The following is a 25,914-nucleotide window of genomic DNA, read 5'->3' as shown; positions in this document are numbered from 1 at the left end:
TAGTTCCGGAACTTTACAGTTTCGTTTTTGTGTGATTTAATATCATTATCCCACATCCAACCGGAAATATATAGGTGGTATCCCATACCAAAAAGGAGATTACGACCATGCAGGACAAACCCGTAGCCTTGATCACCGGCGCCAATAAAGGAATAGGTTTACAAATTGCCAAGGATCTAGCGGAAAACGGCTTCACCGTGCTCGTCGGATCACGCAGCCTCGAGAAAGGAGAAACTGCCTCCAAAAGCATCGGTTCGGATGCGCACGCTCTACAGCTCGACGTTACCGATCAGGACTCCATTGTTGCTGCAGCAGAGCGTATTCGGAACGAATTTGGTCGTCTCGATGTCCTTGTGAACAATGCGGCCATATCACACGCAGGTAAACCGAGCGATCCGTTTCCGAGCAGTGGCGCGACGAGCGGTCTTTTGACCGTTGCTTCGCTCGAAGACATTCGTTCGGTTTATGAAACTAATGTTTTTGGTGTCATTGCTGTCACCCAGGCCATGTTGCCACTTTTACGTGAGGCTCCGGCAGCACGCATCGTCAACATGGGCAGCACCGGCGGCTCCCTTAGCTGGAACTCCATTCCGGAAAACTCACATCGTGCGATGTTTGGGGCCTATTCGGCGTCAAAATCGGCTGTTCATGCGGTGACACTTGCCTTTGCCTTTGCGCTTGAATCGACAAACATCAAGGTCAATGCGGCATGTCCAGGCTTTACATCGACTGCGCTCAATAATTTTGCTGGCACTCGTAGTGTTGAACAAGGGGCGCGTGAAGCGGTCCGGCTTGCGATGATTGGTGCGGACGGTCCAACAGGAACGTTCTCAGATGAGGATGGACCCATCGCGTGGTAATATACCGCCTTGCGTTAGAAAAGGCGCCCGCAGGTTCACGACTAAATGGGGTCGCAGATGAAGGAGTGCCATTTCGCGACATCGCAAGTGTTATCGGTAAACACCTGAACGTGCCTGTAGTCAGCATTTCCCGTGAAGAAGCAGACATCCACTTCGGCTTCCTCAGTACACTTGCAGCGCTCGATATCCCAAGATCAAGCGTTGCAACTCAGGAACTTCTGGGATGGCGGCCTGTGCAGCCTGCACTAATCCACGACCTCGAACAGTCTCACTACTTCAACAACTGATTGGAGGCGAGACCGAGAATCGATCATGGGCCGCTTAATAAAGCACTTGAGAAAAGCGAAGCAAGACATAGACTAGCAACAACATGTATGAAATAGAAGTTTGGATATTAAAACACGAGATCAACACGAATGTATACCACACTGAGTGTTGTTATCTTCATTCGCATCGAACTATTCTGGCTAATCGTATTGTTAGGTCACTTCCCCCAAGAAAATTTTTCGTCTTTACTTATGGTATGGTTCACCACGTTGGCTGAAGGGCAAGTTCTCGAAAAATAGCCTCCTTATCAGAGACTACCCGCGATCTTCCTGTATGATAATCATATGATAAGCGGTATCTTTCCCTATTATTTCTAGCATTTTCTCAATCAAAATTGCTTTTCATCATTCCTTCAAAGAAAGGGCCATCCTTTTGCGGGATAGCCCTTTCTTTGATTTCACATTTTTTTGCAAAGAGAATAAGGGGATGGATTCCTCCGTTTGCGCTTTTGCTTACTTTAATATTGTCCTTTAATTACAAAAGAAGCCCCGGATTGTTCCAGCTAGTTTAGACTCCTGCCTAGCAAACTTAAACTTCTCTTCTAACTCTTTTGGTACCTCCATCCCCTCAGAAAGCTTAAAACCAACGGCCCGCTTTTTAGAGTCATCCACCGTATACATGACATTGATTGCAAGACCATCCTCATAAAAAACGTAGGTGAATTGGATATTTTCCACTTGAAAACGCGACGTTTCTAAAGGTTTAGCCGCAAACGCATTATCACGTTCTTCTATCAAAATTCGGTTCACATAATCAAGGCTCTCCTGGCTTTCGCTAGCGGGTACAACCGTAAATTCATACTTGTATTTATTCATAAAATAACGGGCTTCATTAGCACGTAAACCCGCAAGCGCTTCTGCTACAGGTGAAGACTCTAAACCAACCGTAGACACATCTTTAAAATCAACCAGATACGACAATTTCTATTCCTCCTCTTCTCTCTTTACGCCCTAACAGCAGGAGTCCACATTTCACCAAAATCGATTCAAGAGAAGATTTGAATGGCGAATTTGTTAGTTAGTTTGTTAAATAGTGTTCACATAGACTGGTATTCACCAACACCGCTTTAAATATTCGACCAGCGAGACAATACGATGCTGCCTATAGTTCCTTGAGGTCGGGAAATTAAGGACTCAGAGTATGTCCTACCAAAAAAATCTCGGCCTGTGCCCTGTACTTCCATTAAGGAGGTTCAGATTCACAAGCCAAGACATTTTCATTCATGATGGTGGCCGTTAGGCCATGTTTGTTTGGGAAAGCCCCTCTGCATGGAAGGGGAATACCCGCATACGTAAACCAAATGAGTACGAAGCCTATGTGCTCGGCACCACCCGACAGACTTCTTCGTTACCCGGATCGGATATCTTCAACTGTTGAAGTAGTGACCCTGTTCGAGGTCCGGGATCAGAGCGGGGTGTACTGGCTGCTTCTCAGACGAAGATGACTCGGTCAGCGCTTCGCTCAAAGCCCATTGACCGATAGTTAAGCAGATTGAAGGTCTGGATCTGGAGCGGTTGCTTCTCTCGCCGATAACAAAGTTAGGTTGCGGGGTGCAGGAGGTGGGGCAATTTCTGATGAGATTTTCTGTCTGCATGCTGATATTTCCTTCAAGAACTGAACTGCGAACTGAAACTTAAGTATATGGAGGAGATCAGAAAATAAGAATTCTGGAAGTTGCCTATGTATGTTAATAACGCAAAGGAACGGAGGAGATTGCCTTGGAGTTTCTACTGATTGTCATGTGGATAGGAATAGTTTAAAAGTAAAAAAGAAGAGATGGCATAAAAATAAGCCATCTCTTCTTTTTCATCTATATAAAGCGGGTTATGGGAATCGAACCCACGCTACCAGCTTGGAAGGCTGGAGTTCTACATTGAACTACACCCGCCATTAATTTATCGGGACGACACGATTTGAATACACGACCCCCTGGTCCCAAACCAGGTGCTCTACCAAGCTGAGCTACATCCCGAAATAGATGCCGGTGAGAGGACTCGAACCTCCACGGTTTCCCTCACGATTTTGAGTCGCGCGCGTCTGCCAATTCCGCCACACCGGCTTATGAAGTTAATGGCGTCCCCTGAGAGATTCGAACTCCCGACCTTTTGATTCGTAGTCAAACGCTCTATCCAGCTGAGCTAAGGGGACTAATAAGTGGAGCGGACGACGGGAATCGAACCCGCGACCCTCGCCTTGGCAAGGCGATGCTCTACCGCTGAGCCACGTCCGCAAAAACAAGATGCGCGTGGAGGGACTTGAACCCCCACGTCAATGACGCTAGATCCTAAGTCTAGTGCGTCTGCCAATTCCGCCACACGCGCATGAATACAATGGGAGCCATGAAGGACTCGAACCTTCGACACCCTGATTAAAAGTCAGGTGCTCTACCGACTGAGCTATAGCCCCATCTAAAAATTTAATTTTGTATGTATAATCAATAGCCTGATAGGCGAAAAAAAATCCCCATTATGGGGTTGCTTGGCGGCGTCCTACTCTCCCAGGACCCTGCGGTCCAAGTACCATCGGCGCTGGAGGGCTTAACGGTCGTGTTCGGGATGGGTACGTGTGGTACCCCTCCGCTATCGCCACCAAACATGAATTCACATCGTAAATTCTACCGTGTGGTTATTCGGTTCATCACTTTTGTGTGAATGAATAGCCACGCGCTTGTATGTATGTATTTCTACACACCTTCAAGGTTACACCCTGAAAACTGGATCCGAAACTCATTGCGTTTTATTCTTAGGATAAGCCCTCGACCGATTAGTATTGGTCAGCTCCATGCATTACTGCACTTCCACCCCCAACCTATCTACCTCGTCGTCTTCAAGGGGTCTTACATACTGGGAAATCTCATCTTGAGGGGGGCTTCACGCTTAGATGCTTTCAGCGCTTATCCCTTCCGTACATAGCTACCCAGCGGTGCTCCTGGCGGAACAACTGGTACACCAGCGGTACGTCCATCCCGGTCCTCTCGTACTAAGGACAGCTCCTCTCAAATTTCCTACGCCCACGACAGATAGGGACCGAACTGTCTCACGACGTTCTGAACCCAGCTCGCGTACCGCTTTAATGGGCGAACAGCCCAACCCTTGGGACCTACTTCAGCCCCAGGATGCGATGAGCCGACATCGAGGTGCCAAACCTCCCCGTCGATGTGGACTCTTGGGGGAGATAAGCCTGTTATCCCCAGGGTAGCTTTTATCCGTTGAGCGATGGCCCTTCCATGCGGTACCACCGGATCACTAAGCCCGACTTTCGTCCCTGCTCGACTTGTAGGTCTCGCAGTCAAGCTCCCTTCTGCCTTTGCACTCTTCGAATGATTTCCAACCATTCTGAGGGAACCTTGGGGCGCCTCCGTTACTCTTTAGGAGGCGACCGCCCCAGTCAAACTGCCCACCTGACACTGTCCTCGCACCGGATTACGGTACCAAGTTAGAACCTAGATACGATCAGGGTGGTATCCCAAGGATGCCTCCCTTCAAGCTGGCGCTCAAAGTTCTACGGCTCCCACCTATCCTGTACAGATCGTACCCAAATTCAATATCAAGCTGCAGTAAAGCTCCATGGGGTCTTTCCGTCTTGTCGCGGGTAACCTGCATCTTCACAGGTATTAAAATTTCACCGGATCTCTCGTTGAGACAGCGCCCAAGTCGTTACGCCATTCGTGCGGGTCAGAATTTACCTGACAAGGAATTTCGCTACCTTAGGACCGTTATAGTTACGGCCGCCGTTTACTGGGGCTTCGGTTCATAGCTTCGCCCGAAGGCTTACCACTCCCCTTAACCTTCCAGCACCGGGCAGGCGTCAGCCCGTATACTTCGCCTTGCGGCTTCGCACAGACCTGTGTTTTTGCTAAACAGTCGCTTGGGCCTTTTCACTGCGGCCCCCTCGGGCTATTCACCCTACCGAGGCACCCCTTCTCCCGAAGTTACGGGGTCATTTTGCCGAGTTCCTTAACGAGAGTTCTTCCGCGCGCCTTAGAATTCTCTTCTCGCCTACCTGTGTCGGTTTGCGGTACGGGCACCTTCTCCTGGCTAGAGGCTTTTCTTGGCAGTCTGAGATCATGACCTTCGCTACTACAATTTTCGCTCCCCATCACAGCCCAGCCTTACGATGTGCGGATTTGCCTACACACCAGCCTCACTGCTTAGACGGACATCCATCAGTCCGCGTCACTACCCTACTGCGTCACCCCATCGCTCATAACGGATTACGGTGGTACAGGAATTTCGACCTGTTGTCCTTCGACTACGCCTATCGGCCTCGCCTTAGGTCCCGACTTACCCTGAGCGGACGAACCTTCCTCAGGAACCCTTAGGCTTTCGGCGGATCTGATTCTCACAGATCTTTTCGTTACTCATACCGGCATTCTCACTTGAATGCAGTCCAGCGCTCCTTACGGTACACCTTCAACCCGCATTCAACGCTCCCCTACCCCTGATGCAAGCATCAAGCCATAGCTTCGGTGGTGTGTTTAGCCCCGTTACATTTTCGGCGCAGAGTCACTCGACCAGTGAGCTATTACGCACTCTTTCAATGGTGGCTGCTTCTAAGCCAACATCCTGGTTGTCTGTGCAACTCCACATCCTTTCCCACTTAACACACACTTGGGGACCTTAGCTGATGGTCTGGGCTGTTTCCCTTTCGACAATGGATCTTAGCACTCACTGTCTGACTCCCGGAACTAAATCTATGGCATTCGGAGTTTGACTGAGCTTGGTAACCCTTGCGGGCCCCGCACCCAATCAGTGCTCTACCTCCACGATTCTTTTTTCCGAGGCTAGCCCTAAAGCTATTTCGGGGAGAACCAGCTATCTCCGGGTTCGATTGGAATTTCTCCGCTACCCCCACCTCATCCCCGCATTTTTCAACATGCGTGGGTTCGGGCCTCCAGTGCGTGTTACCGCACCTTCACCCTGGACAGGGGTAGATCACCCGGTTTCGGGTCTACGTCCACGTACTCAAGTCGCCCTATTCAGACTCGCTTTCGCTGCGGCTTCAGCTCTTCACCTTAACCTTGCACGGGAACGTAACTCGCCGGTTCATTCTACAAAAGGCACGCCATCACCCATAGATCGGGCTCTGACTTCTTGTAAGCACACGGTTTCAGGATCTATTTCACTCCCCTTCCGGGGTGCTTTTCACCTTTCCCTCACGGTACTGCTTCACTATCGGTCGCCAGGGAGTATTTAGCCTTGGCAGATGGTCCTGCCGGATTCATACGGGGTTTCACGTGCCCCGCACTACTCGGGATCCGTCTCGGAGAGAACAAGTTTTGAACTACAGGGCTTTTACCTTCTCTGGCGGGCCTTTCCAGACCTCTTCATCTAACCGGTTCCTTTGTAACTCCATGTGAGACGTCCCACAACCCCAAGGAGCAAGCTCCTTGGTTTGGGCTAATCCGCGTTCGCTCGCCGCTACTGACGGAATCACTATTGTTTTCTCTTCCTCAGGGTACTTAGATGTTTCAGTTCCCCTGGTCTGCCTCTATTCTGCCTATGTATTCAGCAGAAAGTGACTGTCGATGAAGACAGCCGGGTTTCCCCATTCGGACATCCCCGGATCAAAGCTTGCTTACAGCTCCCCGAGGCTTTATCGTTGTTCGCCACGTCCTTCGTCGGCTCCTGGCGCCTAGGCATCCTCCGTGTGCTCTTTGTAGCTTAACCTAGTATTTACATCGTAAATACGATTCGCTTTGAATTTCGGTTCAACACTTACGTGTGAATGAAATTCAAGGCAGCTACCTTTATTTCACTTGTTTACACAAGATCAGCTTAAAGGAATATTCTAAAACGCAATTTCGTTTCGGTATCCAGTTTTCAAGGTGCAATACAGTTTCATCGAAACTGTAGCCTGTGTGAATATCGGTCTAACTCAAACGAGTAGATGATATTCATGCAGTATGTTGAGAGTTTGAGCTCTCAAAACTGAGCAACGAGTGAGTAAGTTAAGGATATTCATTTCATTCACACGAACGTGATGAACCAAATTGAATACCCGGTCGCAGGTACATGTACCTGCTGATTTGAATGTTTCCATTGCAGGAAACGATTCTCCATAGAAAGGAGGTGATCCAGCCGCACCTTCCGATACGGCTACCTTGTTACGACTTCACCCCAATCATCTACCCCACCTTCGGCGGCTGGCTCCCTTGCGGGTTACCCCACCGACTTCGGGTGTTGTAAACTCTCGTGGTGTGACGGGCGGTGTGTACAAGACCCGGGAACGTATTCACCGCGGCATGCTGATCCGCGATTACTAGCAATTCCGACTTCATGTAGGCGAGTTGCAGCCTACAATCCGAACTGAGACCGGCTTTTCTAGGATTGGCTCCACCTCGCGATTTCGCTTCCCGTTGTACCGGCCATTGTAGTACGTGTGTAGCCCAGGTCATAAGGGGCATGATGATTTGACGTCATCCCCACCTTCCTCCGGTTTGTCACCGGCAGTCTGCTTAGAGTGCCCAGCTTGACCTGCTGGCAACTAAGCATAAGGGTTGCGCTCGTTGCGGGACTTAACCCAACATCTCACGACACGAGCTGACGACAACCATGCACCACCTGTCTCCTCTGTCCCGAAGGAAAGGTCTATCTCTAGACCGGTCAGAGGGATGTCAAGACCTGGTAAGGTTCTTCGCGTTGCTTCGAATTAAACCACATACTCCACTGCTTGTGCGGGTCCCCGTCAATTCCTTTGAGTTTCAGTCTTGCGACCGTACTCCCCAGGCGGAATGCTTAATGTGTTAACTTCGGCACCAAGGGTATCGAAACCCCTAACACCTAGCATTCATCGTTTACGGCGTGGACTACCAGGGTATCTAATCCTGTTTGCTCCCCACGCTTTCGCGCCTCAGCGTCAGTTACAGCCCAGAGAGTCGCCTTCGCCACTGGTGTTCCTCCACATATCTACGCATTTCACCGCTACACGTGGAATTCCACTCTCCTCTTCTGCACTCAAGCTCCCCAGTTTCCAGTGCGACCCGAAGTTGAGCCTCGGGATTAAACACCAGACTTAAAGAGCCGCCTGCGCGCGCTTTACGCCCAATAATTCCGGACAACGCTTGCCCCCTACGTATTACCGCGGCTGCTGGCACGTAGTTAGCCGGGGCTTTCTTCTCAGGTACCGTCACTCTTGTAGCAGTTACTCTACAAGACGTTCTTCCCTGGCAACAGAGCTTTACGATCCGAAAACCTTCATCACTCACGCGGCGTTGCTCCGTCAGGCTTTCGCCCATTGCGGAAGATTCCCTACTGCTGCCTCCCGTAGGAGTCTGGGCCGTGTCTCAGTCCCAGTGTGGCCGATCACCCTCTCAGGTCGGCTACGCATCGTCGCCTTGGTAGGCCTTTACCCCACCAACTAGCTAATGCGCCGCAGGCCCATCCACAAGTGACAGATTGCTCCGTCTTTCCTCCTTCTCCCATGCAGGAAAAGGATGTATCGGGTATTAGCTACCGTTTCCGGTAGTTATCCCTGTCTTGTGGGCAGGTTGCCTACGTGTTACTCACCCGTCCGCCGCTAGGTTGTTTAGAAGCAAGCTTCTAAACAACCCCGCTCGACTTGCATGTATTAGGCACGCCGCCAGCGTTCGTCCTGAGCCAGGATCAAACTCTCCATTAAAGACCAACCGAAGCTGGTTTATAGAAAGAGCGATAAGCTCATTTTGAAACTGACGAGATAAAAATATCTCTTGTTTGATTTTGCGAACAAAATCGTTTTACTCACTCGTTGTTCAGTTTTCAAAGATCAAGCATTTCCGGACATATCAACACCCGGAATATTAATATATCATACTTTGGCGATTCATACTACTGGTAAATAATACCTTACAGGTGATCCTTTGAATTTTTGAAGTCCATCTAAATATTACATCACAGCCTATCTTACGGCCGGATAAATAATATATCATTTAGATTTGCTGATTACTACATGAAAATTACACCAATTAATAACCAAGTTATCAAAATCAGTTCTATTACTTTACTGCTCATACTTTCGAATTTGCTATTCTTCATTTCTACTCTATGATGCCTCCCCCTTTCAGTTCCAAAAGGGGGGATTAATATTGAAACGTTCCAATAATAATTTACAAACATTTTGGAACGTGAAATAAACTAATTTAGAACCGTTCCTAAAAGTATACTTTTTAGAACAGGTGAAACTAACAACAGCAGTGCCTGTTTGGCACTGCTGTTCCTTAACTTCTCATTTTTCAATTTCAAAACCGGTTACCCTTCACAAATCACTGCTTGTTTTATTCCTTGCCTCCATAAACTCTTTTTAATTCCTCTTCCTTCATGTTGAACGAATGGATTTCTTCAGGAAATTGTTTGGTTCGCACATCTGCTGCATAGGCCTGAATGGATTCTGATATAGAAGCATCTAGTTTTTGATAAGACTTCACAAACTTGGCCACACGTTCAACACCGTAGCCTAAAATATCATGGTAAACGAGAACTTGAGCATCCACATTCAAGCCAGCTCCGATCCCGATTACAGGTATAGTCAAGGACTTGGCAACCTTTTCAGCCAGCTGCTTCGGCACGCATTCCAACAATAAAGCAAAGGCACCGGCAGCTTCGCACTTTCTCGCATCTTCCAGAAGACGTTGAGCAGATCGGGCATCTTTCCCCTGCACTTTATAGCCACCTAAGACACCGACAGACTGCGGCGTCAGGCCCAAATGGGCACAGACAGGAATTCCGGCTCTCGTCAATGCAGCAATATGTTCGATAACCTCACCGGCTCCTTCCAGTTTTACAGCATGGGCACCGGCTTCTTGGACCAATTGGCCGGCATGGATTAAGGTGTCCTTCACCGTAAGGTGATAACTTAGAAAGGGCATGTCCGCCATAATAAATGTGTTCTTTGCCCCTCGTTTAACTGCTTTAGTATGATGAATCATATCTTCAAGCGTAACCGGGACGGTGGAATCGTAACCCAGTACCACCATCTCGAGAGAATCGCCAACCAAAATGATATCTACGCTACCCTGTTCTGCGTGCTTAGCAGAAGGATAATCATAGGCAGTCAGCACAACGATTTTTTCTTCGCGCTGCTTCATGTTTATAAAATCCACGGTTTGCTTCATGAATATTCTCCTGAAAATGAAGTATTGAAGTTAGGAAGCAAGTTCTTTCTTGGGTAATAGATAAGTCATTATAACGGCCAAAACCAGAAGAAAAATAGCCGCGTAAAATGCGCTGGAATAGCTGTTATGATGAGAATATAGTAACCCTGGAATATACGACCCTAAAGCTGAACCTACCTGATGCCCCAAAAATAACCATCCAATAATAAATCCTACCCGATGTTTGTTGAAATGCTTGGTAACCAGCAGTTGAGTAGGCGCTACTGTTGCAAAATCGACTAATCCAAATACTGCCGCGAATATAAGCAGCAATACCGGTTCGTGACTGACCAGTAAAAGAATTAAAGACAGACTGCGAACACTATAAAAGAAAATCAGCATTCGACGACTGCTCCAGCGATCGGCCAAATATCCTGACAGTATGATGCCGGCAATGTTAAAAGCGGCTAAGATACTGACCGCACTCCCGGTGACTTGAGTTGAGAACCCATGGTCATGTGCGAAAGGAATCAAGTGGGTATCCATTAATCCCGTAGTTGTAAAACCGCAGATGACGAATGGCATAATAATGAACCAAAACTTATAATCGGCAAAAACACTCCATAGGGAAGAATTTTTGTTTTCAGCTACGGTATCGCCTTGTTCATTGACGCCGCCATACGGCGAAAGATTTTTATCAGCAGGTTGATTTCGTAATAAAAAAACAACCACCGGCACGACTAAAAGCAATAAAAACAATCCCAGTACGACAACCGTCCCTCGCCAGCCCATAACTTGAATGAGCAAAAGAGAGCCCGGAACCATGATCATTTGCCCGACTCCGAAACCCGCTTCCACGATCCCCAAAGCAAAACCGCGCTTAGCTGTAAACCATTTCGTCACGATTGCTGCAGCTGCTACATTGGAAGCTCCCCCTACGCCTAAGGAAACAAAGAAACCATACAATAAAAATAACTGCCATGATTGCTGAGTCATAGCAGTCAATATGACGCTTACTCCGACTAAAGCCGTGCTCCCTATCACAATCATTCTCGCGCCATATCGATCGATTAGTCGTCCCACAACAGGTTGAGAAAGGCCATACACGATAAAACTGACGGTCGAAATCAAAGAAGTCATACTTCGGTCCAGGGAAAATTCGTTCTCCCAAGGAATAATAAATGCGCCAAAAGCCAATCGCACGCCTTGGACAGCAAACAGCGCAAAGAACGTGGCAAATAGTACAATCCATCCATAATGCAATTTCATTTCAGGATACTCCTTTACTCAATACATACGAATAAAAAAGGTCTGAACTGCTATTTTAGTCCGTTCAGGCTTTTTTATAGGTGATCGAGATGCAGTTCAGATGTAGCATAGAGAACTGCTGTACCGCCCATCACGACTCTGTCGCCTTCCAGACGACAATACAAAGTGCCTCGTCTAGGGGACGCCTGCCGAGCCACCAATTCGTTCTTCCCTAATCGTCCTGCCCAGAATGGAATCAAATTACAATGAGCCGAACCGCATACCGGATCTTCGTTGACATTAAGTTTTGGGAAAAAGCTTCGCGAGACAAAGTCGAACTGACTGCCTTGAGATGTCACATTGACCCCTAGCCCATCTGGCAGCTGTTTAAGCTTCGAAAAATCCGGGGTTAACTGACGAACTTGATCCTCGTTTTCTAATAGAAACATCAGATCACGACCTAAATAGGTTTCTATAGGAGTGACTCCGAGCGCATCGACCATATCCTGAGTCAAAGCAAAAGATTCCGGAAGCCGATTCGGGAAATCCAATTCAAACAGATTTTGTTTTTTCAAAACAGTCAGGATCCCGCTTAACGTATGAAAAACAAACCTGTTGCTGTTTGGCTCATAAAACTGAGCGAGAATAAAAGCAGTAGCCAAAGTCCCATGTCCACATAGCTCAATCTCTGCTGCCGGTGTGAACCATCTTAACCGATAATCTTCACCTTCTTTAACAGCGAATGCTGTTTCAGAAAGATTATTTTCGGTTGCGATGCTTTGCATCGTTGCTTCCGGAAGCCATTCTTCCAAAATACATACGCCCGCAGGGTTCCCTTCGAATACCTTTTCCGCAAAAGCATCTACTACATAGTATCTCATCCTTCTCCTCCTTTTTTCGCTAATAACACTTAAAGTGTTATGTTATGATGAAACAATGTAGACATTATAAAGGACTTATATGTATAACAATCAACTAGATGATATAACACTTGAGGTGGTTTCGTATGCACATCTATATTCAGCGAAACAATGGGATTTCAATTACTCGGCAAATTGTGCTGGCTGTGATTGATCAAATTTTATCCGGTTTCCTGCAGGAAGGTGAAAAATTGCCTTCTGTTCGAGTACTCTCCAAGCAGCTTAATGTCAGTTTATTAACAGTAGTCAAAGCATATCGCGAATTAGAGCAGCAAAATTTTCTTTATTCCGTACAAGGCAGCGGGACATTTGTCCGTAAAAAAAACAATGATATTGAGACTGCCTGCATCGAAGAACCATTAACTCAGGACTGGCAATTGTCGGTTCCGGATTATTTACCGCGCTCCCAACTCGCTCAATTTCATCATGTGCCGCAAAAAATTCACTTGGCTTCTTCCATGGTCGATCCCGAATTGCTTCCTAACCGACATTTGAAAACGGCGTTTGAACACTTGATTCAAGAAGATGGAACCTTTTTATCGCGATACGGTCATACTCAGGGCGATCAACAACTTAGGCTCGCTATGCAGCAATATTTAAGCGGTCTAGGCGTTTACACGCAAATTGAAAATTTGTTGGTCACGAACGGTTCGCAGCAAGGAATTGACTTAATTGCTCGAACATTCGTAGGTCCTGGGGACGTTGTGATTCTTGAAGCTCCGACATATCCCGGAGCCATCGATATTTTCCGAAATCGAGGCGTTACGATTCTAACCGTTCCTCTCGACCAAGAAGGAATGCGTTTGGATATTTTGCAGCAATTATTTGATAAGCATCATCCTAAACTTATTTATACGATTCCAAATTTTCATAATCCGACCGGTGTCTTAATGAGCCATAAGCGAAGAAGGAAACTTCTGGAAATGGCGCAAAATACACAAACACTTATTATCGAAGACGATCCTTGGGCCGAAATCTATTATGATCAGCACCCCCCTGCTCCAATTAAAAGCATGGATGAATATGGACATGTTATTTATTTAAAAGGATTGAGTAAAATATTAGCACCCGGCTGTAGGATCGGCGTTTTATCGGCTTCAGGTTCTATTTTCAAGCGACTGTTAGCTGCAAAAGCTAACGCGGATTTAGGTACTCCATTGGTGACTCAAAAAATACTGCTTCCTTTTCTCGAGCCTTCGATTGTAGAAAGTCATATGCAAAACTTAAGAACGACACTGAAAATAAGACGCGATTTAGCGCTTGAAATTCTGTCAGAGCGCTGCCCGAAAGAAGTGTCTTGGATGGTGCCACAAGGAGGACTTAATCTATGGCTTAGCCTTCCGGAATGGGTACAATCGCATCTTGTTCTAGCAGAAGCCAATAAAAAGGGAATTTCCTTTTTGCCGGGATCCTCCTGCTTCTCTGTTGAACATGAGAATCATCATATCCGATTAAGTTTTTCGTTCGTCAGTCAGGAATTGCTTCGTGAAGGCATAACGACGTTATGCGAAATTTTAGCGGGTATCATTTTAAGTAGAAAAAACTCGCATTCCTCTCCTTATTTTTAAATATCCTTGGGCCGCCTCGAAAAGAAAACACAAAGAAGACTGCCTGAAGCTTACTTCAGCAGTCTTCTTTTATGATCCCACCTATCGGTTTTGTCATGCATCCATAAATCCGGTTTTATCGGCTTCGGTAATAGCTCGAATCACTCGGCAGGGATTACCGGCAGCTATAACATTAGCCGGGATGTTTTTAGTTACGACACTCCCGGAACCAATGATCGAATTGCTACCGATTGAGACTCCAGGATTAATATGAACACCGGCGCCGATCCATACATCGTCTCCTATGGTTACTGGTTTCGCATAACAACCACCATTTCTGCGTTCAACGGCATCTTTTGCATGATTCGCGCAATAGATTCCAACTCGAGGCCCGAACAAAACATCATTACCAATCATAACTTCCGCGCAATCCAAAATCACGCAATCATAATTTGCGAAAAAGTGATTGCCAATCGTAATGTTGAACCCAAATTCACAGCGAAAATCATTCGCAAAATGGACGTCTTCTCCGCATTTCTCTAGCAGCTTGTCTAAGATTTCTTTTCTTTCCTGCTTATCATCGCTGTTATTGTACAGCTTGGTTAATTTAGACGCTTTGTGTCTTGCAGCACTACACGCCTCCGAATAATCGTTGTACATTTCTCCGCTTCTCAATTGCTCTTTTAAAGTCACTCAAGCACTCCCTTTCGTCTGACTTTATACCTAACATTCTTTTTATTATCTAATATTATATGACTTATAATAACTTATATAAAAATGAGGATCAAGTTGCCAAATCTACCACGCAACTCGATTAGAGTTAACAATTTAATGTATAATTGGTAAAAACAAGTTAAAGTCGATGCAGCATGGAACAACTTCATCGGTCTCTAACATTACCGGTTTAAGCGTGGCGACTTGCGGAAACGTCATCAAATCTCTTGTACAAACCGGAGAAATCATTGAAGTAGAAATGGTTGAATCTCACGGTGGCCGGCCAGACGTTATAAGTACAATGCCAACCATTCGTATGTTATCTGCTTATATGTGAAAACAGAAGGAGGCCTCCATTCTCTTACGTACAGGATCGTCAACCTTCTGGGCGAGAGTAACGCAAAATTATGATGAAGATCAAACATGCGCGATCGTGACCTTTCCTAAAGATAATTTCCCTGGTTCGGGTTTCATTGTCGACGGATATCTTTTAAAAGGAAACACGGAATAGTGCAACCCCAGTTGGTACTTTTATATAGCCTAATGGTGGCAGAGAATGTGAATTTTCATAATATATCCGCGTTGACGACCCGATTGTGTTAGTAAGCCAATAAAGCTTCGGCAATTATGTGCCTTCCAGCATGACGGATCGTTATGATGCGTTTGTTCATCTCGACCGGACCATCTCCCTTCAGCCACTGCCTATCCTTCATCCGGTTGCAACGGATGCTTTATTTTCAGAGTAACAGCTCGCAAGAACCGTCTGTGGGATACAAGGTAGCTGGGTATAGTTTACCGTCAGGCTCCGGATTATAATTATATGACTGGCTCCAATATAAAACAGCGGCAGGCTCGGACTTTATTTTTATCAGTCTGAGCCTGCCGCTGTTTTATTGAACTAACGTGTCCCTTTAATTCAATAAACACTTCCTGATTTTTGGTGAAAAGCGTTAATCTTCTTTTGATGGGCGGTACGTCAATTCAACTGCTCCGAATGTAAGGTCTTGGTATAGACATGCTTAAGAGACATCGTGTTGATGTTATCTGTAAACAAACGCTTTTCACTCATCCGCCGCTTCCAAGCACCAAGATGTTTCTTCCGGGTTGCTCTTAAGGTTCAAAACTTCTTATCACCTCATTATAATACTTTGATTCAAGAGATACCCAATCTATTCACGGATGGTTCTCACCTGTGACAAAACTGTCGGATGCTAGTTGCTAGTTCTTCCGCATGAGTAAGGACAAGCATATGATCAGCTCCTTTGATTTCGGCAAACCTAATCGCAGGTACACGCTTGAAGTGCTCGGCGATATTATACATATCCGGCCATTCTATGGTTCCTTGTATAAATAACGTACTCGTTTGGTTTTATGCTTAGTAATTGAGTTGAAGATACATATTTCCTGTCTTGATGATTAATACAAGTAAATCACGTTTACAAAGGAAAAAAGACAGGCAGAAGATTATAAATTCACTAACAATTTAGGGTAAACATAACCTAATTGAAACCGCCCATCCAATAACCGGATGGGCGGTTTTTACATACTACTTTCCTGCTCCTTTATCACCTGCTCAATCCCCAACAGAATCAGCTTCAAGCCGAACTCAAACGCCCCGTCGGTTCCCATCAGATTGAACAGCCCGTTCGTGAACATCCTCCGAAACAGTCCCACATCCGTCTCGCTCATGGAGTCCAGAAGGCGAATCATCTCCTCACCCGGATGCGCTTTCTGGTCCTTAAAGATAGCGGAGACATTACGCTCATGCTGATAATCGTCTAGAACGAAATAGAAGACATAGTTCACAAGCGTAGTAACCACTTGCATTTTCTGCTCTTGCTCAAGCGGCGTCGATTCCACGCAGAGCAGCATACGGTTGGTGAACCGGATGATGTCCGGTTCGTGGGGCAGCGTCATCATCATGAGCTGCGTGGAGCAGGGATATCGGCTGAGCACGCTCCGTACCGTTACCGCAAGCCCCGTCAGCTGCTCCTTCCATTCCCCCTCGGAGTGGAACTCTTCCAGAATCATTTTCGATACCTGGTTGGCCAGACGCTGGTAGAGATGCTGTTTGCTCTTGAAGTACCAGTACAGAGAGGGAGCCTGAATCCCTAACCTGTCGGCCAATCGTCTCATGCTTAATTTCTCGATGCCCTCCTCTCCAAGAAGCTCCCACGAGGTTTCCAAAATCTTATCCTCCGAAATCTGAGGTTGCTGCTTTTTCATGTCATCCGCCCTTTTATCTAACAGTGTAAGTTTATGCTTTACAGGTTCATTGGTTCATGATACCATCTAACACTGTAAGGTACAACCTAACAGTGTTAGACTGAAAGGCAAAATAAATAAAGAAAGTAGTGATCCGCATGGATGCAGAAAACCTCCATTACTTTGAAAAAGCACCGATCGCAAAAGCCGTAGCTCATTTCGCTATACCAATGATGCTAGGCACGTCAATGAGCGTCATTTATTCCATCTTGAATGCCTATTTTCTTGGTACACTTCACAATACTGCTATGTTAACCGCACTTGCACTAACCCTGCCGTTATTCGCAATCATTATGGCGCTAGGCAATTTGATTGGCATGGGTAGCGGTACATTCATCTCCCGTTTGCTAGGTGAGAAAAAATATGATGAGGTAAAGCATGTGTCTTCATTCGCCTTTTACAGCAGTTTAGTTCTCGGTCTTATCGTGATGGCCGTAGGTCTCCCGTTGATCAATCCAATCGTTCATGGCCTGGGAGCAACGTCTGGCTCCTTCGGATTCACGAAGGACTATGTCACGATTATGCTTATTGGCTCACCATTCGTCGTATTATTCTTCACACTGGAGAATATCGTGCGTTCGGAGGGTGCAGCAATCACGTCGATGATCGGTATGATTCTCAGTGTTGTTATAAATATTATTCTCGACGCGTTAGTCATCTTCGTGCTCCATTGGGATGTGATCGGCGTTGCGTCTGCTACGGTCATTTCTAACTTGGTTGCGAGTGCATTCTACGCCTTCCATATGGGATATAAGAGCCAATTCTTAACCGTCTCCGTAAAATGGTTCAAGGCTACCAAGGACATTCTGAGCAATGTATTCAAAATCGGAGTTCCCGTCTTTATTATGAGTATCTTTTTGGGTGCAATGTCGCTCATCTTTAACCATTTTCTTGTCGAATACGGGGATCAGGCCGTAGCGGCTTACGGAATTTCATCACGTTTATTGCAATTTCCTGAGTTTATTCTGATGGGCTTATGCGAGGGAGTCGTGCCGTTGATTGCCTTCTCTTTCACAGCGAATAAATTACGCATGAAGAATACCATTGGATTTACGATCAAAGTGATTGTGGCGTTAGCAGTCGTATTCGGCATTATCGTCTATTTGATTTCCGACCACTTAATTGGTTTATTTACAAATGACTCGCAATTAATTGGAATGGGCAGCTACATTCTACATGTGACGTTCCTATCCTTGTTCATTACAGGAATGACCACATTGTTTACCGGGATCTTCCAAGCATCAGCGCAAGGAACTGCCGCGTTTATTATGTCAATTATTCAAGGGATTACTCTGATTCCTGTGTTGTTTATCGCCAATCAAATGAACGGCTTCCACGGGGTGGTCTGGTCGCTTGTCATTGCGGATGCGGTCGCATTCCTTGTTGGTGCCATCATGTTGTATGTTTTGCGGACCAAATTGCAGCCAGAATTGGATAAGTTAGTACAGTAGAAAACATATAACACCCAAGAAGGCAGGATAAGGACACTCCCCGATCCTGCCTTTTTTAGGTACGTGGACGGGGAATAAGGGCAATTGTCATTTAAAAAAGGAAAATGCCCCCTACCTGCACGATCTTGCTTATTCAGCGCCCCCATCGCCACACTCATCGGAAAGTTCTTACCTCTGAAGATCATCGTTCCCAGCGCAAACTTCGAAACGAGCAAACCCGTGCCTCCTAATCCCTTATATTTCACTTTTCAAACCCTGTTCTAAATTCAAATATTGTTTCCCGTTAGTTGAATCATTTCTGTGATTGATCCACCTTGTAGATTCTTCTGGTAAGCGCCTCGTCATCATCTGTCCATGATATTTGGAGCTGTTTGCGGGTTTTTGAGTGCAGGCAGTAGAATGCCATCGATTAGCGCTGTGAAGAAAGGCTTGTCGAACGGTTTGCGCTGGATGAGTCCGCGAAAGGAAGCCATTGAAGTAATGACCTGGCAAGCCATCTCAATGTCCGCGTGAGCGGGAATTTCACCGCGGACGACGGCTCGGTTCATAAGCTCGCGGTTCACAACAACCCATGGCTCGAAAATCCCGGCTGTTCCTGCTTCGGCAAATTCCGGATGCTGCAAAAAGGAGCCTAGACCCGCTAAGACTCGAAATTTTCGTTCTTCTTCCGCGATCGATTGCGGCTTCAAAAGCACGAGGAGATCTTCGCGCAAGGTTCCTGTATCAGGCAAGCTTTCGAGCTCAAGATGATTTCGATTCATCCAGGCCAAGGCGTTTCGGACTAACTCCGCCTTGGAAGACCAGCGGCGGTAAACCGTCGCCTTCCCAGCCTTTGCTCGAGCCGCGACCATGTCCATTGTCATACCATCGAAACTCGTATCGGCGAGGATGTCGATTGTCGCCTCAAGGATTTTATCATCCCGCGTGTGATCTCGCTTGCGGCCCAATGTTTGCACAGGCTTTTCAGCCACACGGCGTTCCGCTCGATGCAAGGGATCTGAACAAGTCCGCTAATAGGATCACAGGTCAACCTCAAATGGTGCTCCAACGCAACCTCCGCTGCATACTCAATCTGGTCGATACCCATATCAGACAGATCTGCCAGTGCAGCCGATGCCATAGAGCAAGCAGTGCCAACCTCCCCCTGGCAGCCGCATTTAGCACCGCTGATGGAGGCGTTCTGCTTGACCAGATTGCCAATGAGCCCGCCTACTGCCAGAGCCCGGGGGATCTGTTCGTCCGAGACATGCTTCTTTTGCTGCATATAAAGGAGCGCGGCCGGCATGACACCACTGGCCCCACAGGTCGGGGCCGTTACGATTGCACCGGCGGCGGCATTTTGTTCGCTGACCGCGAAAGCATATGCGCTGACAATCCTGTTTTCCCGCGTCTCCGGGCTCTCATCAATATGCCGCTGATTATAAAGAAATTGCGCCTTGCGTTCTCATGGAGACCGCCTTCCAGAATACCTGTGACTGAAAGCCCCTCGTTGACCGAATGCTTCATCGCTTCCCAAATCCCATAGAAAAAATCCCATATCTGTTTGCCTTCACACTGCTCGACGTAATCGCTTAGGCGGATATTGTTATCTTTACAAATTTTACTAATTTATACAAAACTATTCTCCCTATAGACATCGGGCGCCAGCATCTCCTCCCGTCCCTCAATAACGATGTCCCCGCCGCCGATACTTACAGCACGCATGGATGTTGTTTGCCGCCCGTCTTTGTAAGCAAAAAAATCAATGGTATTGGGATGGGGCAGAATAAAATCTGCGTGTGGAACAAATTCAATCTCCGTTGGAAATGGTGACAGTGCTTTAATAATGGCCTTGTCCGTCATATGGCCTTTGCCTGTTTTTGCAAGGGAACCATAAATCAATGCCTTGAATCGTTCGGCATCCTCATTTTCTGATTTGAAGATTCTGGCGGCTTTCTCCGGCCCCATTGTATGGGGGCTGAATGGTCCACTGCCAACCTTATAGAGTTCTGTCAAAGATTTCATAGCACCCTTACATCCTTTCTCAGTTTTCAGTTTTCTTTGGCATAAGATCTTCCTACTGCTTGACCAATATAAACGTTCGGCATCGTTTAAACTATCGCTCGTTCCTCTGAAAACGTTCCTTGATTTTCATCAGCCTCTCAAGAACACCCTCTTCATCAATGGCCATGTCATACAATTGGTGAGTAAGCTGGAGACCTTGATCGTTGGCAAGGGCTTTTTTCCATGTGTGCGACACAATCGAATGAGTAAGATGTCTTACAAAGCGAGGTGCCTGCATGATCATCTCTGCCAGTTCCCACGCACGTGGAAGAAGCTTTTCACGAGGCAGTACCTCACTAACCAGACCGAGGTCTAATGCCGCTTGTGCATTAATATTCATACCCGTGTATGCGCAAAATGCCGCTTTCTTGATTCCCAGTATATTTTGAAGTGCTAAGACGATTCCATCTCCAGGCGGTACACCGCCTAGGTAATGAGCATCGAAAAACTCTGTGCCTTCAGCACAAATGGTAATATCACAAAGCGTTCCCATTTGCCAGTGTGAGCCTGTACCATTGATCACCCCAATTGTGGGGATGTCGATGCAATAGATCATATTTTCAATCATTCTCAACGATTCATGATATAATTCCAGTTTCCGGTTATTCGGCCAATCCATGAATTTTGTTGTCCAGACTTCAGGATTGCCTATTTGCCACAAATCTCCTGTCCCTGTAAGGATCATCACCTCATTTTCAGGGTCACGGCCAACATCTGACCATACATTGCCATATGCAGTTTGGGTCGCCCAGTCAAATTGAAGAGGTCCCCCGCGAGTGTGCATACGCACTTCGAGTATGCCGTCACGGCGAGTCATGAAGAACAAGTCCTTGTACTTCTCCGAATATTTTTCGAATCTTGTAGGTCCCGCCATATCTCTATTGAACTTCGTTGCCCATTAGACGTCCTTGCATCTTCATCAGTCTCTCAAGAGCACCTTCTTCATCAATAGCCATATCGAACATTTGGTGAGCAAGCTGGAACCCTTGATCACTGACCAAGGCTTGTTTCCATGGACGGGATATAATTGAATGTGAGAGATGTCTCGTTGAACGTGGTGCCTGCATGATCATCTCCGCAAGTTCCCAAGCACGTGGAAGGAGCTTTTCGCGGGGGAGGACTTCACTAACTATGCCTAGGTCCAATGCGGTTTGACCATTGATATTCTTGCCAGTGTAAGCGTAATATGCTGCTTTCTTGAAACCTATCATGTTCTGCAGCGTGAGTAACATTCCATCTCCGGGAGGTGTGCCTCCCAGAAAATGAGGATCAAAAAAGTCCGCGTCTTCTGTACAAATAGTAATATCACAGAGAGTTGCGAGTTCACAATGCGTTCCCGGCCCATTGATCGCCCCTATTGTGGGGATGTCAATGCAGAATATCAAATTTTCAAGCAGTCTCAGCGATTCATGATACTGTTCGAGCTTCTTTTGCTTCGGCCAGTCCATAAATTTTGTATTCCAGACATCAGGGTTCCCTATTACCCATTTATCCCCTGTTCCAGAAATGATCATTACCTCGTTTTCAGGGTCACGGCCAATATCTGACCATGCATGGGACCATGCAGTATGGGCTTCCCAAGAATGTTGATACGGCCCTCCGTCGGTGTGCAACCGCACTTCAATTATTCCGTCACGACGGGTCATTAATAGAAAGTCTTTGTACTTCACCGAGTACTCTTCAAATTTTGTTGGTCCAATCATACGTCGCTCAGTCATTTCAATTCCTCCTAGTTTTGTTTAGATATTATCTATTACTTTCAAGCCAATCTCTGGCGAAAGCAGCGTATGCCGCAGCCCCTTTATAAAGTACCTCATCCGAGAACATCGTCTTTGGATGGTGCATAGGGTAACCATAACCTTCTTCGGTATTGCCTGCGTTAATAAACACTGAGGTACTTGGCACCGCTTGTGATACAAATGCGAAGTCTTCTGATCCCATTAATTTACCACCGGGTATCAATTGTGTTATACCGATAAAGGAACTGGCGCCAAAAGTGTTGGCAATAGTAGTTCTCATTTGATGGTTCAGCCCGCTTTCCGTTTTCACCTCAGGACAGCCCCTGGTATAAATCACATCCACCTTTGCATGAAAAGTTACTCCAATACCTGCAGAAATTTCGTGGATACGGGTTTCCATTTCATCCCGCAATGCGGCGTTAAATGTGCGTACGCTGCCTTTCATTCTGGCAGTATCGGGAATCACGTTGTTTGTACTTCCACCTTCCATCACTCCAATTGTAAGAACTGCACTCTCCATTGGCGAAATTTCACGGCTTACGATCCCCTGCAGCGCCAGATGAAGATGAGCAGCTACATTTAATGGGTCTACTGCGGCACTAGGCATCGCTCCATGTGCGCCCCTTCCGCGGATGATTACTTCGAACCAATCAGAAGAAGCTGAAATCGCTTCTCCGGCCTCAGGCACTACAAATTGCCCGGCATGAATTGGCATTCCAGTCAACACGTGAAGCATCATGGCTGCATCCACTTTAGGATTTTCGAGAATCCCATTCTCAAGCATCATCTTTGCCCCGTGCAGAGTCTCTTCACCCGGCTGAAACATAAGCTTAACCGTCCCGCGAAGCTGCTCTTCGTTTGCCTTCAGGATCTCCGCAGCTCCCAACAGCATGGAAGTATGCAAGTCATGACCGCATGCATGCATGTTTCCATTCAACGACGCAAAAGAAATATCCGTTTCTTCTTGAATGGGCAGCCCATCCATATCCGCACGAATAAGAATCACCTTCCCGGCATGTTGTCCGCCGATCGTAACCGTTAGACCTGATTCTCCTACGGGAGTGGGCTTAAGACTCATCGACTCCAACACCTCTTTTACGTAGGCAGTTGTCCTGGGCAAACTTAAATCAAGTTCCGGAATCGCATGCAGATGATGCCTGTACATGACCAATTTTTCCTGCAGCTGATGGGCCATACTCAAAAAGTCTCCAGCTTCTTCAATCACAATGAACATCTCCCAAAACACAAATTGAATGAACGTAAGAACAGAGTAAACATCCCCCCCTTCTTATTTTAAGACTTTTTAAGAACAATTTTATCGTACTTTTAAATTTATTAAATGTAAAGAGAAAATAAGACATTTTAAGAACGCTTTTTTTTGGAGGCTACCGGAACATTGAAATATCACATTTATTGTGATATAACTCTTTTGATTGAACTGTTTATGAAAGGAATCTACCATGAAAATCAAGCTGGGTATTATCACGCCTGAGACCCATATGGACTATTTCCGCGCCATTGAAGAAGAAATGCGGTCGGTATGTCAGTTCCGTTTTCTTACGATCAACAACTTCCGGGAAACAAAAGACATATATCTTAAAAACTTAGGTTCGGTAGATGGATTTGTTATCAGTGGCAGGATGCTTTACGAGTCAATTGATAAGGAATGCTTGGATGAAAAAGTACCTATTCACATTTTGCAGGATAATGAAAACCTTCTATATAGGGAACTTTTCCGGCTACTGGTTACATATCCTGAGCTTGATATATCTAGGATCTATGTGGATTATGCGTATATTATCGATTCTTTCAGTGAATTCCAACAATACCTGACTCATGAGGGAAAGCCCATTAACAACGACGATCTGCTCGAACGGGTGGAAACAATGCTCGAAAACCATATCACTCTGTGGGAAGATAAGAAAATAGACCTGTCCATCACGGCGTTCGGCCACTTTGTTCCAGAACTCAAAAAGCACGGAGTCAGATATATCTTAATCCGGCCCACTTTGGAAAACGTTAAAGAGACCATAAGAGAGATCATCAACGAGATTACCATCCTCAAGCTTAAGAGTCAGAGGGCAGTTGTCGCATGCTTATCGACCAAAACGGCGGAACCGCCATCTGAAGAGCAGCTTCATGAGCTAAAGGTCCTTGTCGGCAGATTTCTGCGCAGCGTGAATCTGGCAGACACGGCCCAAATTTCGGAAGGCTTTGTCAGACTATACACCACCTATGGAAATTTCATGAAAATCACCTCTAACGCGCATAACTGCACCCTGCTGGAGTATCTGGAAGAGCGCATAAGCGACAAGGTGAAGATCGGGTGGGGCTCAGGGCATGAATATTTTCAAGCTAACATTAACGCCACCAAAGCTCACAGACAGGCGGAAGCCTTTACGGGCAGCTGCAGCTTTTTTATAAACGAGGATCAGAAGGTTATCGGCCCAATGCGGAGCATGAATGTCATACAGTTCTCTGAACAGGGGGACCCGGAAATCATCGCGTTAGCCAAAACTATCGGAATAAACAACATTAACTTGCAAAAAATCATGTCCTACGCAGAAATCATGAGAACAAATAAATTATCCTCTGAGGATGTTGCTCAATGCCTGTCCATGACCGTCAGAGGTGCAAACCGTATCCTTAACAAAATTGAAGAAAGTAAATACGTACAAACGGTATTTGAAAAACGAGACAACAGTAAAGGGCGACCAAAAAAATACTACGAACTGTTGTTTCTCGACAAAGAAGGGCGCAAATTAAGCAGATGACACGCATTGTTACGTTTGCCATTTCGACTTTAAATTAATGGCAAAAAAGGCACATTTTCAAAACTGAAAACGTGCCTTTTTTGCGCTTAATTTACCAAGTCAAATCACTTATGATCGATTCATTTAAACCCTATCTATCAGACAGCTCTCAAAACCCGCTTATCCCGTGAGACAGTCCCAACCGCGCCTGTTCGTTGAACAGCTTGTGGTTGAGTGATTACCACACCGTTACGTCAGAACTCCCACTACTTTGATACCCCTCTGTTGCTAACACCTGGTAAGACCAGCTATTCCCCAGATTCATTCCTTTGCTCGCCCATGCTTTCACGTGGTTGCTGAAAGTGATCGTGGAGTTACCCCCGGTCGGTCTCTTCGACTGTCGAACACTCCAGTACTGAATAAACGTCGTTTTTTCGCCTTCAATGGAAGGGGCGTCGTATCGCATTGTTGTGTAGATGTCATATGTGCCCCCATCACTGGTCACCGTACCTTTATACGTTCCGGTAGGTCGATAAGTCCCCCAGCTATCAACGACATAATATTCGATGAGTGAGTTTTTCGTCCACCCGTAGAGAGCCAAGTATCCATTACCGGACGGCGCCCAGACACCGGCATTGTAGTTAATCGTTCTGTTTGGTGATCCAGTAGTCCAGCCTTTCCCGACAACAAAATTCCCGGTATCCTTCCATGTTACGCTGTAATTACCGCCTGATCCATTAACAGCATTGACCGTCCCACCGCCATCGGTCCAATTTTGCCAATAGTCTGTCGCTGCACTTGAGGTTGTTGCAAACAACCCAAAACTCATGGAAGCTGCAAGAACTACTGTCATCATTTTCTTACTAAAATTAAACATAATCTACCTCCTAAAATTTTTGTGTTTGTCCCATACACCTGCTTGTTAGTTGATTCTGTTTGTAACACATCTCTTATCTGTGCATATCCCGTTTTTTTAC

Annotated in this window: 16 protein-coding genes, 7 tRNA genes, 3 rRNA genes and 1 pseudogene; 4 read left to right on the top strand and 23 right to left on the bottom strand. The window is 46.3% G+C overall.

What is annotated here, in order from left to right:
- Positions 1-107 precede the first annotated feature (107 nt).
- On the top strand, positions 108-860 hold the full coding sequence (locus ACUUJN_RS05120) for an SDR family oxidoreductase (RefSeq protein WP_028542667.1): 753 nt from the start codon (positions 108-110) through the stop codon (positions 858-860).
- 784 nt (positions 861-1,644) lie between these two features.
- Here the strand turns inward: ACUUJN_RS05120 and ACUUJN_RS05115 are convergent.
- From ACUUJN_RS05115 to ACUUJN_RS05050, 14 genes and pseudogenes are all read right to left on the bottom strand, one after another.
- Positions 1,645-2,107: pseudogene (locus ACUUJN_RS05115) on the bottom strand (phage tail protein).
- 898 nt (positions 2,108-3,005) lie between these two features.
- Positions 3,006-3,075 (bottom strand) — tRNA-Gly (locus tag ACUUJN_RS05110).
- A 10-nt stretch (positions 3,076-3,085) separates the two neighbouring features.
- Positions 3,086-3,159, bottom strand: a tRNA-Pro gene (locus ACUUJN_RS05105).
- 7 nt (positions 3,160-3,166) lie between these two features.
- Positions 3,167-3,246: transfer RNA gene (locus ACUUJN_RS05100), tRNA-Leu, on the bottom strand.
- Between the two features lie 12 nt (positions 3,247-3,258).
- Positions 3,259-3,335: transfer RNA gene (locus tag ACUUJN_RS05095), tRNA-Arg, on the bottom strand.
- A gap of 7 nt (positions 3,336-3,342) precedes the next feature.
- Positions 3,343-3,417, bottom strand: a tRNA-Gly gene (locus tag ACUUJN_RS05090).
- A 10-nt stretch (positions 3,418-3,427) separates the two neighbouring features.
- Positions 3,428-3,508, bottom strand: a tRNA-Leu gene (locus ACUUJN_RS05085).
- An 11-nt stretch (positions 3,509-3,519) separates the two neighbouring features.
- A tRNA-Lys gene (locus ACUUJN_RS05080) sits at positions 3,520-3,593 on the bottom strand.
- Positions 3,594-3,663: 70 nt separating this feature from the next.
- Positions 3,664-3,780: ribosomal RNA gene (gene rrf / locus ACUUJN_RS05075) — 5S ribosomal RNA — on the bottom strand.
- 150 nt (positions 3,781-3,930) lie between these two features.
- Positions 3,931-6,856 (bottom strand): 23S ribosomal RNA (locus ACUUJN_RS05070).
- Positions 6,857-7,251: 395 nt separating this feature from the next.
- Positions 7,252-8,807: ribosomal RNA gene (locus ACUUJN_RS05065) — 16S ribosomal RNA — on the bottom strand.
- Together the 16S, 23S and 5S rRNA genes with 7 tRNA genes alongside form the textbook arrangement of a ribosomal RNA operon.
- A 634-nt stretch (positions 8,808-9,441) precedes the next feature.
- Complete coding sequence (panB, locus tag ACUUJN_RS05060) at positions 9,442-10,278, bottom strand: 3-methyl-2-oxobutanoate hydroxymethyltransferase (protein ID WP_023987235.1); 837 nt, start codon at positions 10,276-10,278, stop codon at positions 9,442-9,444.
- Positions 10,279-10,308: 30 nt separating this feature from the next.
- A complete protein-coding gene (locus ACUUJN_RS05055) occupies positions 10,309-11,526 on the bottom strand; it encodes an MFS transporter (protein ID WP_254349106.1) in 1,218 nt (405 codons plus the stop codon).
- A gap of 74 nt (positions 11,527-11,600) precedes the next feature.
- Positions 11,601-12,386 (bottom strand): PhzF family phenazine biosynthesis protein, encoded by a 786-nt coding sequence (locus ACUUJN_RS05050; protein ID WP_310169222.1) that lies wholly within the window; start codon positions 12,384-12,386, stop codon positions 11,601-11,603.
- Between the two features lie 125 nt (positions 12,387-12,511).
- On the opposite strand from ACUUJN_RS05050, the gene pdxR reads away from it, so the two are divergent.
- The gene (gene pdxR / locus ACUUJN_RS05045; protein WP_310169223.1) at positions 12,512-13,993 is read left to right on the top strand and encodes a MocR-like pyridoxine biosynthesis transcription factor PdxR; all 1,482 of its coding nucleotides are present in this window, start codon (positions 12,512-12,514) and stop codon (positions 13,991-13,993) included.
- A gap of 93 nt (positions 13,994-14,086) precedes the next feature.
- On the opposite strand, the gene ACUUJN_RS05040 is transcribed toward pdxR, so the two are convergent.
- Together ACUUJN_RS05040 and ACUUJN_RS05035 are read right to left on the bottom strand one after the other, a co-directional pair.
- Positions 14,087-14,665, bottom strand: a complete 579-nt coding sequence (locus ACUUJN_RS05040) for a sugar O-acetyltransferase (protein ID WP_310169224.1) — start codon at positions 14,663-14,665, stop codon at positions 14,087-14,089.
- 1,560 nt (positions 14,666-16,225) lie between these two features.
- Entirely contained in the window at positions 16,226-16,912 is a 687-nt protein-coding gene (locus tag ACUUJN_RS05035; RefSeq protein WP_023987230.1) for a TetR/AcrR family transcriptional regulator, read from the bottom strand.
- A gap of 137 nt (positions 16,913-17,049) precedes the next feature.
- On the opposite strand from ACUUJN_RS05035, the gene ACUUJN_RS05030 reads away from it, so the two are divergent.
- Entirely contained in the window at positions 17,050-18,402 is a 1,353-nt protein-coding gene (locus ACUUJN_RS05030) for an MATE family efflux transporter (RefSeq protein WP_023987228.1), read from the top strand.
- A gap of 344 nt (positions 18,403-18,746) precedes the next feature.
- Here the strand turns inward: ACUUJN_RS05030 and ACUUJN_RS05025 are convergent, their stop codons facing one another.
- From ACUUJN_RS05025 to ACUUJN_RS05000, 6 genes are all read right to left on the bottom strand, one after another.
- Positions 18,747-19,265 (bottom strand): TetR/AcrR family transcriptional regulator, encoded by a 519-nt coding sequence (locus tag ACUUJN_RS05025; protein WP_196773809.1) that lies wholly within the window; start codon positions 19,263-19,265, stop codon positions 18,747-18,749.
- Positions 19,262-19,723 (bottom strand): L-serine ammonia-lyase, iron-sulfur-dependent, subunit alpha, encoded by a 462-nt coding sequence (locus ACUUJN_RS05020; RefSeq protein WP_233903885.1) that lies wholly within the window; start codon positions 19,721-19,723, stop codon positions 19,262-19,264. The genes ACUUJN_RS05025 and ACUUJN_RS05020 overlap by 4 nt, the downstream gene beginning before the upstream one ends.
- Before the next feature lie 287 nt (positions 19,724-20,010).
- On the bottom strand, positions 20,011-20,406 hold the full coding sequence (locus ACUUJN_RS05015) for a serine dehydratase beta chain (RefSeq protein ID WP_023987224.1): 396 nt from the start codon (positions 20,404-20,406) through the stop codon (positions 20,011-20,013).
- A 91-nt stretch (positions 20,407-20,497) separates the two neighbouring features.
- Positions 20,498-21,262: an enoyl-CoA hydratase/isomerase family protein gene (locus tag ACUUJN_RS05010; RefSeq protein WP_226887840.1), complete on the bottom strand. Its 765-nt coding sequence runs from the start codon at positions 21,260-21,262 to the stop codon at positions 20,498-20,500.
- A gap of 61 nt (positions 21,263-21,323) precedes the next feature.
- Positions 21,324-22,163, bottom strand: coding sequence for an enoyl-CoA hydratase/isomerase family protein (locus ACUUJN_RS05005; RefSeq protein WP_023987222.1), 840 nt, complete (start codon positions 22,161-22,163; stop codon positions 21,324-21,326).
- Positions 22,164-22,191: 28 nt separating this feature from the next.
- Complete coding sequence (locus ACUUJN_RS05000) at positions 22,192-23,418, bottom strand: M20 metallopeptidase family protein (protein ID WP_484669338.1); 1,227 nt, start codon at positions 23,416-23,418, stop codon at positions 22,192-22,194.
- Positions 23,419-23,644: 226 nt separating this feature from the next.
- On the opposite strand from ACUUJN_RS05000, the gene ACUUJN_RS04995 reads away from it, so the two are divergent.
- A complete protein-coding gene (locus tag ACUUJN_RS04995) occupies positions 23,645-24,958 on the top strand; it encodes a hypothetical protein (RefSeq protein WP_023987220.1) in 1,314 nt (437 codons plus the stop codon).
- Positions 24,959-25,175: 217 nt separating this feature from the next.
- Here ACUUJN_RS04995 and ACUUJN_RS04990 read toward each other — a convergent pair whose 3' ends face one another.
- Positions 25,176-25,814: a glycoside hydrolase family 11 protein gene (locus ACUUJN_RS04990; RefSeq protein WP_023987219.1), complete on the bottom strand. Its 639-nt coding sequence runs from the start codon at positions 25,812-25,814 to the stop codon at positions 25,176-25,178.
- Positions 25,815-25,914 lie beyond the last annotated feature (100 nt).

The organism is Paenibacillus sp. LRG-1 (assembly GCF_057220305.1).
The sequence above is the reverse complement of the archived record's forward strand: the minus strand, read 5'-3'. Positions and strand labels throughout refer to the sequence as shown.